General features: G+C 52.7%; 13 protein-coding genes. 3 read left to right on the top strand and 10 right to left on the bottom strand.

The features are described 5' to 3' along the window. Positions 1 to 216 precede the first annotated feature (216 nt). Together ED901_RS17960 and ED901_RS17955 are read left to right on the top strand one after the other, a co-directional pair. A complete protein-coding gene (locus ED901_RS17960; protein ID WP_056780081.1) occupies positions 217 to 1,713 on the top strand; it encodes an MFS transporter in 1,497 nt (498 codons plus the stop codon). A 47-nt stretch (positions 1,714 to 1,760) separates the two neighbouring features. After that, positions 1,761 to 2,339: a TetR/AcrR family transcriptional regulator gene (locus ED901_RS17955; protein ID WP_122096743.1), complete on the top strand. Its 579-nt coding sequence runs from the start codon at positions 1,761 to 1,763 to the stop codon at positions 2,337 to 2,339. Positions 2,340 to 2,400: 61 nt separating this feature from the next. On the opposite strand, the gene ED901_RS17950 is transcribed toward ED901_RS17955, so the two are convergent. Further along, positions 2,401 to 3,060 carry a GntR family transcriptional regulator gene (locus ED901_RS17950; protein ID WP_240993967.1) on the bottom strand — a complete coding sequence of 220 codons (660 nt, stop codon included), beginning with the start codon at positions 3,058 to 3,060 and terminating at the stop codon, positions 2,401 to 2,403. A gap of 109 nt (positions 3,061 to 3,169) precedes the next feature. On the opposite strand from ED901_RS17950, the gene ED901_RS17945 reads away from it, so the two are divergent. Further along, the gene (locus ED901_RS17945; RefSeq protein ID WP_122096741.1) at positions 3,170 to 3,646 is read left to right on the top strand and encodes an OsmC family protein; all 477 of its coding nucleotides are present in this window, start codon (positions 3,170 to 3,172) and stop codon (positions 3,644 to 3,646) included. A 59-nt stretch (positions 3,647 to 3,705) separates the two neighbouring features. On the opposite strand, the gene ED901_RS17940 is transcribed toward ED901_RS17945, so the two are convergent. The 9 genes from ED901_RS17940 to ED901_RS17900 all read right to left on the bottom strand — a co-directional run bounded on the left by ED901_RS17940 (position 3,706) and on the right by ED901_RS17900 (position 13,040). Beyond that, on the bottom strand, positions 3,706 to 3,870 hold the full coding sequence (locus ED901_RS17940) for a DUF2474 domain-containing protein (protein ID WP_122096740.1): 165 nt from the start codon (positions 3,868 to 3,870) through the stop codon (positions 3,706 to 3,708). An 11-nt stretch (positions 3,871 to 3,881) separates the two neighbouring features. Further along, positions 3,882 to 4,889 (bottom strand): cytochrome d ubiquinol oxidase subunit II, encoded by a 1,008-nt coding sequence (gene cydB, locus ED901_RS17935; RefSeq protein WP_122096739.1) that lies wholly within the window; start codon positions 4,887 to 4,889, stop codon positions 3,882 to 3,884. A 2-nt stretch (positions 4,890 to 4,891) separates the two neighbouring features. Then, complete coding sequence (locus ED901_RS17930) at positions 4,892 to 6,316, bottom strand: cytochrome ubiquinol oxidase subunit I (protein WP_056780090.1); 1,425 nt, start codon at positions 6,314 to 6,316, stop codon at positions 4,892 to 4,894. A 549-nt stretch (positions 6,317 to 6,865) separates the two neighbouring features. Continuing rightward, positions 6,866 to 7,336, bottom strand: coding sequence for a hypothetical protein (locus ED901_RS17925; protein WP_122096738.1), 471 nt, complete (start codon positions 7,334 to 7,336; stop codon positions 6,866 to 6,868). Positions 7,337 to 7,403: 67 nt separating this feature from the next. Continuing rightward, complete coding sequence (locus ED901_RS17920; protein WP_122096737.1) at positions 7,404 to 8,786, bottom strand: VasL domain-containing protein; 1,383 nt, start codon at positions 8,784 to 8,786, stop codon at positions 7,404 to 7,406. An 11-nt stretch (positions 8,787 to 8,797) separates the two neighbouring features. Continuing rightward, positions 8,798 to 9,232, bottom strand: coding sequence for a type VI secretion system baseplate subunit TssE (gene tssE / locus ED901_RS17915; protein ID WP_056780103.1), 435 nt, complete (start codon positions 9,230 to 9,232; stop codon positions 8,798 to 8,800). 19 nt (positions 9,233 to 9,251) lie between these two features. Further along, positions 9,252 to 10,856, bottom strand: a complete 1,605-nt coding sequence (tssA, locus tag ED901_RS17910; protein ID WP_122096736.1) for a type VI secretion system protein TssA — start codon at positions 10,854 to 10,856, stop codon at positions 9,252 to 9,254. Between the two features lie 200 nt (positions 10,857 to 11,056). After that, the gene (locus ED901_RS17905) at positions 11,057 to 11,902 is read right to left on the bottom strand and encodes a type VI secretion protein ImpA (protein ID WP_122096735.1); all 846 of its coding nucleotides are present in this window, start codon (positions 11,900 to 11,902) and stop codon (positions 11,057 to 11,059) included. Between the two features lie 88 nt (positions 11,903 to 11,990). Further along, entirely contained in the window at positions 11,991 to 13,040 is a 1,050-nt protein-coding gene (locus tag ED901_RS17900; protein WP_122096734.1) for a type VI secretion protein ImpA, read from the bottom strand. Positions 13,041 to 13,083 lie beyond the last annotated feature (43 nt).

Genomic DNA, 13,083 nt, shown 5'->3' with positions numbered 1-13,083 from the left:
CGCCACACCAGGGAAAATAAGTAGCACTTAAAAAAGTCAGTCTGTACCCCCCTTAGCCCACTTTCGAGTGGGCTTTTTCGTGTCAGGTATCTGCCTTTGCGCACCCTGCGCAGGGTAAATCATTCATCAACGGACCGGCTGACACTGCTTGCTTTTGAGCGGGCGCTCAAGTACCTTTCGCGCTTGAGCAAGTGCTCAAAAACTTCAGAGGCTTTTATGTTTTCCCACAACCGCTGGCTGATCCTTGCCATTGTCACCAGTACACTTTTCCTGATCATCATTGATATGACGGTCTTATACACCGCACTGCCGCGCCTCACGCTGGCTTTGGGTGCATCGTCCTCGGAAAAATTATGGATAGTGAATGCCTATCCGCTGGTCGTCGCGGGGCTGTTACCCGGCGCGGGAATGCTCAGCGACCGGCTGGGCCACAAAAATCTGTTTATGTGCGGGCTGCCGGTGTTTGCGGTGGCGTCGCTGTGCGCGGCGTTTTCCACGTCCGCTGACATGCTGATCGCTTCGCGCGTTTTCCTGGCGGTGGGGGCGGCAATGATGATGCCTGCAACGCTGGCGATCGTGCGCCATGTGTTTACCGATGAGCGCGAAAGGGCGCTGGCGATCGGCATCTGGTCCGCCGTTGCCTCCGGTGCCGCTGCGCTCGGCCCGGTGATCGGCGGCGTATTGTTGGAGTATTACTGGTGGGGTTCGGTATTCCTGATAAACGTGCCGGTTGTGCTGGCTGTTTTCCCGTTCGCGCTGGCGCTGATCCCGCGTGGTAAAGGCAATAAACAACGGCCTTGTGATTTTATCGGCTCCGCGCTGGTAATGGCGGGGCTGGTCGGGGTGATTTACGCGCTCAAAGAGCTGAGCCATATCAACTCTTCATGGCTGGTGATCGTCTGCGCCGCGGCCGCAGGGGTGATATTCCTCGGCTTCTTTGCCAGAAGGCAGCAGCGGGCCTTGCAGCCAATGATCGACTTCTCGCTGTTCCGTAACCGGGCATTTGCCTGTGGTGTGGGGGTTGCCATCACGTCAATGATTGCGCTGATCGGCATCGAACTGGTGCTCAGCCAGCGGTTGCAGCTGGTACTCGGGCTGTCGCCGTTTATGGCCGCCATGTTTATTCTGCCGATCCCGGTGGCCTCTGCGCTGGCCTCACCGCTGGCGGGTATGCTGATCCCGCGAGTAGGTGTGCGCAGGATAATGGTTGGCGGTTTTGCGCTGTCGGCGCTGGGGATTGTGATGCATGCGCTGGTGTTTGATGCCGGAACCTTACTGCAACTCATCAGCCTGTTCATTCTCGGTTTTGGTCTGGGCGGTGCGGTAACGGCAGCCTCGACGTCCATCATGCTTAACGCACCGGAAGACAAAGCCGGCATGGTCGCCGCTATCGAAGATGTGTCGTGGGAAATGGGCGGCGTGCTGGGCGTGACCTTGCTGGGCGGCCTGATGACCGCGGTTTACAGCCGCAGCCTGGAACTGCCGGCAGGGCTGGTGAGCGGTGATGCCGCGTATGACAGCCTCGACGAAGCGTTGGCGCTGGCCAGCCATCTCAGCCCGGAACACGCGTCCTTAATCAGCAGCCTCGCCCGTGCTGCGTTCGACCAGGCCTTTATGGCCGTGCTGGTGTCGGCTGCCCTGCTGGTGATCGCCACCGTGATTGTGGTGAAAATCGTATTACGTAAGTCATTGGGCGCACGTCTGCCTTCCTGATAAAATGCGGGCAAGAGCGGTTGCTCAGGGCCAGCACAGGATTGATGATGAAAGAAAATCAGGAGGCGTTAAGGGCTAAAATTCTTGACGGTGCCATCAGTCTCTTTATCGAAAAGGGGATTGAGAAAGTGACGACGCGCGAACTGACCGAGTACGTCGGCATTTCGCGCAGCCATATTTATCACTATTTTCGTGACTGGCAGACGCTGTGCATTGAAGCGTTATCAGTGGTGATGCTGGCGGAACTGAAAGAGTTCACCGCAGAAATTGCGACGCTGCATCCGCAGGAAAAACTGCATACGCTGGTGCGTAATTATCTGCCGGATACGCAGGGTGACATCTGGCAGCTTTACGGCTCGCTGTGGCAACTGGCGGCGCATAACGAGGCTTATGCCGAACTGGCGCGGCTGATGGTGCATAAATGGCTGGAACTGCTGGCGGAAATTATCCGCGCGGGGATCGAGGCAGGGGTTTTCCGGTCGGCCAACGCAGATCGGGTCACCCGCCAGCTTTCCGCGATCATGAATGGCTATTCCGATCAGCTGATCGTCATGCCGTCTGCCGAAGCCCGACAGGAAGCGATGGACGATATTCTGGATTTTGTGGCGCTGGTGCTGGAGAAATAACCCCATTCCCAGGCTGTTTCTTCTGGCGTAGTGGCCCGGAACATCGGCTTCGGGCAGTCACTCATTTCTGAGCTGAAATCCCCTTCCTGATGAACTCTTTCAGCACTCTTCCGGCAGATTCAATATGCCGGAAGGTTTCCTGCCGTGCCGCCTCTGCATTGCCTTCCCGGCACGCATTAAGAATCAATTCATGTTCGTGCTGAAATGCCTGAGTGTCTGAAAGCAGTCTGCGCTGAAAATGTTCATACCTTTCTATCTGATTACGTAACTCGTCGATCATCGCCAGCAGGCGCTTATTTTGACATCCGCGGTACAGCAGGCCGTGAAACTCACGGTTGTGCTCTCCTTGCCTGTCGGCGTCTTCGGCATTGCCGAGCAGTGTGTGCGTGAGTTCCGCTCTGGCCAGCGTTTCGGCATCCATATTCTGCACGCTGTTAAAAATCGCTTCCCCCTCAAGTAAAGCCCGCAGTTCATAAATCTCAGCGATATCCTCAACAGACAGTGCTCTGACCACCGCCCCGCGGTTTCTGAAAATATCCACCATGCCTTCCTGCTCCAGCAGCCGGATAGCTTCCCGCATCGGAACACGGCTGACAGCAAACTGGCTGGCCAGATCCCTTTCTACCAGCCGCGAGCCATCAGGCAGCGAGCCATTGTTAATCATCTTCCTGAGTGATCCGGCAAGCATTCCGGCGGTGGACTGGGGTTTCAGCGTCATCATTTTCTCCTGTACATTATGGGATAATGGTATACCATTTTTGGCATCAAAGGGAGAACTATCCCTCTCCACCCCTTAGTATCCCCACTTAGAAACGACAGGAGCACCCGCTATGGCACATCGCGAGCATCATTATCAGGTCAACATTGAATGGACAGGCAACAAGGGTCGCGGCACCGAATCCTATAAGGCTTACAGCCGCGATTATGAAATTTCAGAAGGGAAGAAACAAAGCATTGCCGGTTCATCAGACCCGGCATTTCTGGGTGATGCCACGCGCTGGAACCCTGAAGACCTGCTGGTGGCTTCGGCTTCAGCCTGCCATCAGCTCTGGTATCTGCATTTATGCGCCGAGGCGGGTATCAGTGTTGATTCTTATACCGATAAGGCTGAAGGGGTCATGACAGAAGGTGAGAAAGGGTGTTTCACGAGTATCACACTCAAACCCGACATTACGATCCGTGCCGGGGATGATATTCAGCTCGCGAAGGAACTGCATCACCGCGCACATGAACTGTGTTTTATCGCGAATTCGCTGAACTTCCCGGTACTGTGTGAACCGGTGATTAGGTATTGTTCAGCGTCTTAACGGGCGGCAGAACGCCATGCTAAAAAAAAGAGTCCGGCACAGTGCCGGACTCTTTTCACTCAATGACTTCTCATTCCCGCCGCAAACATCAGCAGATGAAACGCCGTTGCCACAACAAATAGCGCCAGCACGCTGCCGCCCCAGATGATGGCCATCCAGCCGACGCGTTTCCAGAACGGAGCTTTGGTGATGACGTTGTCATCCATCTTTTGAATCAGATTCATCAGGTTACTCCTCAGTGATAACCCTGATCCGGTGTGACTTTCCCGCGGAACACGTAGTAGCTCCAGAAGGTGTACACCAGAATAATAGGGATGATGAACAGGGCGCCCACCAGAATAAAGCCCTGACTTTGCGGAGGTGAAGCCGCTTCCCAGATGGAAATGGACGGCGGAATGATGTTCGGCCAGATGCTGATACCCAGACCGGTATAGCCCAGGAACACCAGTGCCAGCGTCAGCAGGAACGGCGCGTGGTGCGCATTTTTGCTGATGGCGCGGAACATCCACGCAGAAACCAGCACCACCAGCACCGGGACCGGCAGGAACCAGTAAAGATTAGGACGCGAGAACCAGCGGGTGGCGATGTCGCCGTGAGAGAGCGGTGTCCACAGGCTGACCGCCGCCGTCACCAGCAGGAATACTACCAGCAGCGGTTTGGCGATCTTGTGCATCGCTTCCTGCAATTCGCCTTCGGTTTTCATAATCAGCCAGGTGCAGCCAAGCAGGGCGTAAGCCACCACCAGCGCAACACCACAGAACAGCGTGAACGGCGTCAGCCAGTCCAGCGCGCCACCGGCATAAGTGCGGTTTACCACCGGGATACCGTTGATCACCGCGCCCAGCACCACGCCCTGACAGAACGTCGCCAGCACGGAACCGCCGATAAAGGATTTATCCCACACGTGGCGTTTGGCCGGGCTGGCTTTGAAGCGAAATTCAAAGGCCACGCCACGGAAGATCAGGCCGAACAGCATCAGGGTCAGCGGGATGGTCAGCGCATCCAGAATCACCGAGTAGGCCAGCGGGAATGCGCCGTACAGCGCCGCGCCGCCGAGCACCAGCCAGGTTTCGTTGCCGTCCCAGACCGGTGCAACGGTGTTCATCATCACGTCACGGTCGTGCTCTTTTTTCACCAGCGGGAACAGCAGACCGATACCCAGGTCGAAGCCGTCCATCACCACATACATCATCACGCCGAAGATGATGATCAAAAACCAGATCAGCGGTAAGTCGATACCCATTATCAAGCTCCCTTAGTGTCGTCGGTCAGTGATTCTTTGATGGCAGACAGCGGACGCGCAGGCGTGCGGTGCTGTCCCGGACCGCCGTGGTCAACGCTTTCGCCTTCATGCGCCTGTGGCCCTTTGCGGATCAGACGCATCATGTAGCCGTAACCGACACCAAACACCGAGCAGTAAATAACGATGAACAGGATCAGGCTGACGCTCATTTGCAGCACGTTATGGTTGGATACCGCGTCTTTGGTGCGCAGCAGGCCATACACCACCCACGGCTGACGCCCCATTTCCGTGGTGATCCACCCCGCCAGTAACGCCAGCAGACCGGAAGGCCCCATCAGAAAAGCAAAGCGCAGGAAGGCTTTAGAGGTATACATTTTTCCGCCGCGACGCAGGATAAGGCTCAGCACACCCAGCAAAATCATCAGCATGCCGAGGCCAGCCATGATGCGGAAGGTGTAGAAGATGACGGACGAGTTCGGGCGGTCTTCTTTCGGGAAAGATTTCAGCGCCGGGATCTGATGCGTCAGACTGTGCGTCAGGATCAGGCTGCCCAGATACGGGATTTCAACCGCGTAGCGGGTTTCTTCACGGTTCATGTCCGGATAACCAATCAGCACCAGCGGCGTCGGTTTGTTGTCTTTATTTTCCCAGTGGCCTTCAATGGCGGCGATTTTAGCCGGCTGATATTTCAGCGTATTCAGGCCATGCGCGTCGCCCAAAAATGCCTGAATGGGCGAGACGATCAGCGCCATCCACATCGCCATCGACAACATGGTGCGGATTGCCGGTGTATCGCGACCGCGCAGTAAATGCCAGGCCGCCGCAGAACCGACGAAAAAGGCGGAAGCGAGGAACGCCGCCGTGGTCATGTGCATTAAGCGGAACGGGAACGACGGGTTGAAGATGATCTTCATCCAGCTGACCGGAACGACCAGATTGTTAACAATCTCATAGCCCTGCGGGGTCTGCATCCAGCTGTTAGAGGCGAGGATCCAGAACGTCGACATCAGCGTGCCGAGCGCCACCATGCAGGTGGAGAAGAAGTGCAGGCCGGGGCCGACGCGGTTCCAGCCGAAGAGCATCACGCCGAGAAAACCCGCTTCCAGGAAGAACGCGGTTAACACTTCGTAGGTCAGCAGCGGGCCGGTAATGCTGCCGGCAAACGAGGAGAACATGCTCCAGTTGGTACCAAACTGGTAGGCCATCACCAGGCCGGACACCACGCCCATACCGAAGTTAACGGCAAAAATCTTCGACCAGAAATGGTACAGATCGCGATAAGCCTCTTTTTTGGTTTTTAGCCACATCCCTTCGAGAACCGCCAAAAAACTGGCCAGCCCGATAGTGATTGCGGGAAAAATGATGTGAAAAGAGACGGTGAAGGCAAACTGGATCCGGGCCAGTTCAAGCGCATCAAGACCAAACATAACAACCTCTTTTTGTGCGTCAGGTATTCCTTTCAAACACAGGCACCGGCACGGGAACCGGCGATGTCTGACATTCGCAGGTGAAGTCTTGAATGAAAGAAAAGTACAACGGGGTTTTGCGAGAGAGCGATTTAACCACAATGAACAAAAGCATTAACAGGGACGGTTTCGCAGGGAAAGTAGTCGCTGAAACACTTTAGCGGCGGTTAAAACGCCGGGGCAGAAAAACTAAATGAGAGGGAAACGGGCAGCAGGGGAATTATCCACAAAAAGTAAGAGGTCATGTTGTTGCATTGATCTGGATCAAAAAGTTTTGATGTTTTTCAAATGTAATTTCCCTGCATCCTGTAATGGCTTGTTGTGTGCAAAATTGGTAACAAGAAAGTTAAATCGGCAGGGGCCTCAGCGCATTCTGATTTTAATGCAATGTAAATTTATGTCATCGATTTTAATGATATTGGCATCAAAAGGGGTAACGGTTGTAGCATTTTTTTACATTTGTGTGGCTGATTCAGTGAGTGCTGCTAAAAAAAATGACGCCCGAAGGCGTCATGGTAGTAAACCCGCAATCATTTCGAAAAAGGCATCTTCATCGAATGTACCACCCGGCCCGGTGGAGGCGTTTGCCGGGCGCCAGGTCCAGTGACTGACTTCGCCCGCCCGCATAAACAACCGGCATAAAACAGAGATGTGGCCCTGATCGCTGAGGCTGGTTTCCACACAGCCTGTCACGCCTTGCCCGTACAAAAAGACAGGCGTGAATTTCACCAGTTTATCTTCGTATTGCAGCCGGATCCCCGGAACGCTGAAGGTTTTGCCTCCCATCAGAAGTTCTACCAGTGAGACATCGGTGCGTTCAACGCGGATGCCGGTGCCCGTCAGCCACTCTTCCATGTTTTCCTGAAGCAGGTTCATCCGTTGCCGGAACTCGGCAATATCTGCCTGACCTTTATTGGCAAATGAGCCGCTGCGCGGCTGACTGTCTTGCAACTTTTTTAAAAACCGCTCTTTTGCTGACATACATCCTCTGTAATTTAAAATGGCCCATCGTCATCACATGTTTTGCTACTGCGACAGCGCCCGTGCTTCAGTGAGCCCCGTTATCCTTTTTATCGGCTGCTGGCGGGGTTTGCGTCAGCAACGCATAGCGGTTCAGCAACTGCGTGAACTGGTTATCCAGTTGCATGACCAACTGCGCAGACGCGTCCTTGTTTTGCTGTTTTGTCTCGGCAAGTTTGCGCAGCGATTCTTCGACTGGCGGTGAGCTGTTCAGCGCCTGCTGGATAGCAAACACGGAGGATTTAAGCTGTGAGACGGTCATGTATTTGCCGCGTTGTTCATCGAGGCCGTTGAGTTTGTCTGCCAGTTGCTGCAACTGGGTGTTGGCCGCGTGCCAGCCTGTCAGATTTTCCAGCGGGATGGCACGGGCGTTAAGGTTATCCGTCCATTCCTGCGCCAGGCGTTTTGCCGCCGGATTGTCCGGCAACAGCACCTGTGTCTGATGTACCAGCTGCGCACCGGTATCCTGCGCCCAGACCGGCGACAGTGCAGCCAGTTGGCGGGTTTGCTGCTGCGTTGCGGCAATAATCTGCGGGGCTTCGCGGCGCAGCATCTCTGCCTCGCGGTGTTTAAGCGCATTGAGTGACGGCGCGTTCAACGGTTTCGGCATCCCCTTTAAGGTCGCCATCAGTTGCTCGCTGGTGGAAGGCGAATAAAAGGCGTTGATGCCCGCCTTCACGCCACTGCCCGCCAGCACGGTGATCACCACGCCGGCGATAAATCCTTTCCATTGGATTGGGCGCTGAGGTGCCGGTGGCGGGGAGATCACCACCTGCGGCGTAACGGGTTCAGCCTGCGCGACATACACCCAGGGCTCGGATGCCTTGTGGGACTGGTCATCAGGTGTCTGGCTCGCCGTTGCAGGAAGGACCACCGGTGCATCGGTGGTGGCATGCATGTTCTCCAGCCGCACCGCCGCGCCGTGCATAATCGTAATCAGCGAAGCAAGCTGGCTGGCATGTTTCAGTTCAAGGCGTTGCAGGGCGTCACATAATGAAGTGATCAGTTTTTCTGCATGATAGATCTGCGGCAGATCGCCATATTCCAGCGTCATGCTGCGCATAATCTGCTGCAGGCGCTGGCTCAGACCGGTGAGGATTTCCATACGCGCGTGAACCGGCTGCGGCCAGAGTCCGGGCCACTGACGGGAGATCAGTGCCTCGAGGATCGCCAGTCCTTCATTCAGCCCGGACAGCCCGACAAGCTGCGTTCTGGCCTGCGTATACCATGAAGCGGTTTGCAGCTCGATACCGTTTTGCTGGAACAGGTTCAGACAGAGCTGTTCGACTCTCTTCCAGTTCACATCAGGGCGCGCCGGATGGGTTAATTTGCTGAGCTCTTCGCGTAAAACGGCGTAATCAGGCAGCGCACGCGGGTCGCCCCCGGTGCGCAGCTGGCGTTCAATAGACATGGTTGTTTTCCTTAACTGACGTAATTCTGCTGTTTCATGTGGCGCATAAGCACCCGGCCTTCCGGCATAAATTCTGTGCCGAAACGCACTAAGCCGAGCTCTTTCAGCTCGGCGTCGATGGCGTATTCCAGATGTCCTGGTGTGGATTGCGGCAGTAAAATAACGTGCAGTTTTTTGATGCGTGGCTCGTACTTAAGCAGCGTCTCTGACAGGACGTTCAGCAAGGAATGCGCCGTACCCGGCATCCCTTGCAGGATCTTACTCATGTCCGGCAGGCCGTAATCCGGCAGATGGCTGAGGGTGCCGGCGCGACAGTTAAGAATGCGCTGCATATTATCGAGCACGGAGAGGATCACCTGATTCTCTTCGCTGACGTTGTGCAGGTCGAGGCCGCCGGCAAAGTTGCCAGTGAGGATTTCATAAAGAGAGGGGGATTTTGAGTTCATTCGCGGTTAAAGTCCTTTCTTAAGCACAAAGCACTGCTGCGCGCGCAGGATCAATTGAAACCAATCCGGCGAGTAGCGTATCCATTTCGAGGATGATTTTTGCTTTATCAGTATCACCACGCTGGAATTGCATTCTCAGCAGTTTGAGTCGTCGTGCTTTTACTTCAAACAGCAGGGCGGGCTCCCATTGCTTCAGCGTGAGGCTATTTCCTGTGCTGTCCAGTTCTCCAAGTAAGTGGAGTGCCATTTCATTTTTTCCATATTGTTCAGCAACACGAGCCATGAGCAGCCGTATTAGCCAACGCTGGCGGGGTGTAGTGATCCCCGGGCGAATCTGCAACCAGTTGAGTGCAGCTTCAATACCTTCACTGTCTGCCTGCGCCAGTGCTTCGGTTTCAAGCTGAAGAATATCTTCATCGCCACTTGCAGAGACTGCATTGGGTTCAGATTGCCATCGACCGTCATTGTCCTGAATATCACGAGCGATCCAGCCAGCGGTCACTTCGTCGGCAAAGGGTGTACCGTCACTGTAGGCGAGCGTTTCGATTCCCGGTAAACGAAGCAACAATAACCGCAGATCCTGCTCGATAAATTCTGCCCAGCTATCATAAGGCGCCCCCGACTTGCTGAGTGCCTGGTGCAAGTACCATTGAATATCCAGCCAGAAATGGTTCACGCCTTCAGTAAACATCCTATCGGCATTTTCCAGTAATTCGCTCCAGCTTTGTTGCAGATACAGGCGTTTGAGTTGGGCACGGTAGTCAGTACGGGGTGGTACCAGGCGAGTACAACCTTTAGCGTCCAACGGAGGGAGTTGGTCGACGGTGTCCCAGCGTATTGTAGTCATCAACCGGTGTCCTGATAGCCAGCCTTGTGGCTGGTCTCGCAGGTACTGAGCCAACGCCTTAGCCTGATCAAGTAACTCACGACCAGACTGTATTACCTTTAAGGACGGCATGTCCGGCGATATGGAGCGTGAATCAGACGTTGCCTGACCGCCGCTATTTTGCGGAACAACGGCATCGAAGCCACCGGACTGAGCCAGTCGGGATTCAAGGGCATCATAAAGACCGCCCAACTGTGGTCGGTTTGCGTCCTCCCATGATGTAATAACGTCTTCAAACAGGGTGAGTGCAGCCAAAATGCGTTCAAACTTTGGCTTATCGACTTCGGGATACAGCGAAAGGCTGTCGAGGACTTTACTGCCTGCCAGCCACTCCATGGCAGCCCGCCGGCTATTTTTTCGTGATGGCAACAACTGGTTACCATAGCGAGAGACCAGTCCGCTCAACAGTTCCAGCCCTTCGGCCAGACCCGATTCGCCGTCGCGATGCAATCGTGCCCAGAGATAATAAGTGGCTACCCTTACGTCTTTGCATACAGTGGTCAGTAATTTCTCCGCCAGTTGGCACACCAGATCTGTATCTGCGCCTGAAAGCTTATTAACTTCTTCACGCATACGTTGAAAGTCATCGTCATAACCGGGATCTTCACCAGTTGCGTTATCGCTGCTAACCGGGTTTAGCCATTTTTCCCACAGCGCCGTTTGCACTTTGGCCTTTTGCATCAATATATCCGGGTTTTCCTGTGGGCATAGCGCTAACAGGGTGTGTAATGTGGCCATGGGACATTCCTTTTCGTTATGGCATTTTTAATGTGGCGTGGCTGGGAAATACAAATTTCTGGATTAAAAATTGAAACCTTTTCAAACTCTACTTCGGAGTTAAAAACTCCTATTTCAACAATGGCTATTGTTTTTTAGGATGAGCAATAGTCCATACCTGTGGTTTCTTTTCAACGTAGAAAGTAAATCGATGAAAGCTTTTAGGTGAATAAAGTCTCTTTCTCCGGCCAGTTGTATAATTCTTCCGGTAATCCTTTTGGGAAAAAACCTTCCGGCGGCACATCGATAAATTCGCCTTCAACCCGGCGGATAAGGGTCCAGCCGGTTTCGGTCCATTCAATATCTTCCCAGTTGTAATCTTTTTCACCTGTGTCTGGGTCTGACCAGTTACTGCGTCTGATGCCCTGAGATGCAGGGACTGGTTGCCCAAAGCCCTCGGAAATAAACCGGGCTGCTGCAAATTTAATATCCGGAAGATAGAAGCCTGTTTGTTCGGGATTCTGTCCTATTTCTATTCTTACGGAAGGATCAAGTTTATAACAAGGTATTTTTGCTGGGAGTTCAATGTTTGAATATAATATTCCGCAGCCTGTATAGGTCAAATCCCCGTCATCCCATGCCCCTCTCAGCGTCATTGATAATCGCCTGTCAAGTTTTTTAGCCACAGATTCAAGAGCAGAAATTTTTTCTATTTCATCTTCGGCCATCCATCCATTCCAAAAGTCCACAATACCTTTTTGAATATATCCCATTGCATTGCCCATTTTAAATGCCTCTGGGTTATTATGACTGCGTTGGATATACCGTTTGGTGAAGTGCTCCCTTAAATCACGAATATTTGGCATTACACGAGTTTCCCATACTACATAGGCTTGTTGCCATTGAGGAGGCTTTCTGACATTAAGCGGTATTTCGCGTTTATATCTTGCCAGTGCGTCTTCGTGGGCATCAATATAGGCAATGATGGCATCACGGGTTTCGGCATAATGATCTGCTGAGATAAATTTTTCTAAAAAGTAACATTCCTGCGGATGTAAAATACCCATTATTCTTTCCCTTTGAATTAATCCGTCACTTCCTAATGAAAAACAGTAACCGGTTTAAATAAAAACCGGTTACTCGCCCAAAAGTCATTCAGCTGTTTATAAAAACGCTGCCCTTATCATCCCGCTCCAGCAGTGACCAAAGCGTACGATGAAGCTTGCTTTCTTTATCTTCATATTCCGGCAGGGCTTGGCCTTGTTTGACATGAGCATAACGCAAACTGCCGTCGATAAAGGTGCCCCAACGGCCGGAGTGCGGGCTGGTTTCGCCACTGTATGCGGTGATTCGGGTGGGTTCCGCCTGGCGTAATAACTTCTCTTTCGCCGGCCAGTTATACAATTCTTCCGGTAATCCTTTTGGGAAAAAACCTTCCGGCGGCACATCGATAAATTCGCCTTCAACCCAGCGGATAAGGGTCCAGCCGGTTTTTGCCCACTGAGACTCGAGCCAGCAATACTCCTTTTCACCTGTTTCTGAATCCACCCAGTTACTGCGTTTGGTACCTTGCCTTGCAGAGGCCGTTTGACCATAGTCTTCAGGAATAAATCTTGCCGGTGCAAAATTAATATCCGGCAAATAGAATCCTGTTTGGGTTGGAACGTCACCGGACTCAATACGTACAGATTGATCTAATTCATAACGAGGAGTTTTTTTAGGCAACTCAGATTTATCGTACATTGTATTTATATACGTCAAATCCCCCTCATCCCATGCACCTCTCAGCGAATCAGAAAGTCTACTTTCTGATTTTGATGCAATAGTTTCTAACTGGGAAATAACTAGGATTTCTTCTTCAGTCATCCATCCATTCCAAAACTCAACAATACCTTTGCTAATATTGCTCATAGCATGACCTATATCGAATGCTTTGATGTCGTTATGTGTTCGTAGAATATAAGCTTTCATGTAACGTTCTTTCATCGGTCTGATATTAGGCATTACGCGCGATTCCCATACTATATCAGCCTGCTGCCATTGGGGGATCTTGCGGGTATTAAGCGGCAGTTCACGTTTATATCTTGCCAGGGCTTCTTCATGGGCATCGATATAGGCAATGATGGCATCACGGGTTTCGGCATAATGTTCTGCTGAGATGAATTTTTCTAAAAAGTAACATTCCTGTGGATGTAAAATACCCATTATTCTTTTCCTTTTGGATTTATCCGTCACTTCCTTGTTAATC

This window comes from Rahnella sp. Larv3_ips (assembly GCF_003697865.1).
Classification (GTDB): domain Bacteria; phylum Pseudomonadota; class Gammaproteobacteria; order Enterobacterales; family Enterobacteriaceae; genus Rahnella; species Rahnella rivi.
This window is presented reverse-complemented; position numbering and strand designations above follow the sequence as displayed.

Bases quoted from the DNA above. Each gene is read 5' to 3' on its own strand.
- ED901_RS17960 (WP_056780081.1), top strand. From the start codon at position 217: ATGTTTTCCCACAACCGCTGGCTGATCCTTGCCATTGTCACCAGTACA.
- ED901_RS17955 (WP_122096743.1), top strand. From the start codon at position 1,761: ATGAAAGAAAATCAGGAGGCGTTAAGGGCTAAAATTCTTGACGGTGCC.
- ED901_RS17950 (WP_240993967.1), bottom strand. From the start codon at position 3,060: ATGATGACGCTGAAACCCCAGTCCACCGCCGGAATGCTTGCCGGATCA.
- ED901_RS17945 (WP_122096741.1), top strand. From the start codon at position 3,170: ATGGCACATCGCGAGCATCATTATCAGGTCAACATTGAATGGACAGGC.
- ED901_RS17940 (WP_122096740.1), bottom strand. From the start codon at position 3,870: ATGAATCTGATTCAAAAGATGGATGACAACGTCATCACCAAAGCTCCG.
- cydB (WP_122096739.1), bottom strand. From the start codon at position 4,889: ATGGGTATCGACTTACCGCTGATCTGGTTTTTGATCATCATCTTCGGC.
- ED901_RS17930 (WP_056780090.1), bottom strand. From the start codon at position 6,316: ATGTTTGGTCTTGATGCGCTTGAACTGGCCCGGATCCAGTTTGCCTTC.
- ED901_RS17925 (WP_122096738.1), bottom strand. From the start codon at position 7,336: ATGTCAGCAAAAGAGCGGTTTTTAAAAAAGTTGCAAGACAGTCAGCCG.
- ED901_RS17920 (WP_122096737.1), bottom strand. From the start codon at position 8,786: ATGTCTATTGAACGCCAGCTGCGCACCGGGGGCGACCCGCGTGCGCTG.
- tssE (WP_056780103.1), bottom strand. From the start codon at position 9,232: ATGAACTCAAAATCCCCCTCTCTTTATGAAATCCTCACTGGCAACTTT.
- tssA (WP_122096736.1), bottom strand. From the start codon at position 10,856: ATGGCCACATTACACACCCTGTTAGCGCTATGCCCACAGGAAAACCCG.
- ED901_RS17905 (WP_122096735.1), bottom strand. From the start codon at position 11,902: ATGGGTATTTTACATCCGCAGGAATGTTACTTTTTAGAAAAATTTATC.
- ED901_RS17900 (WP_122096734.1), bottom strand. From the start codon at position 13,040: ATGGGTATTTTACATCCACAGGAATGTTACTTTTTAGAAAAATTCATC.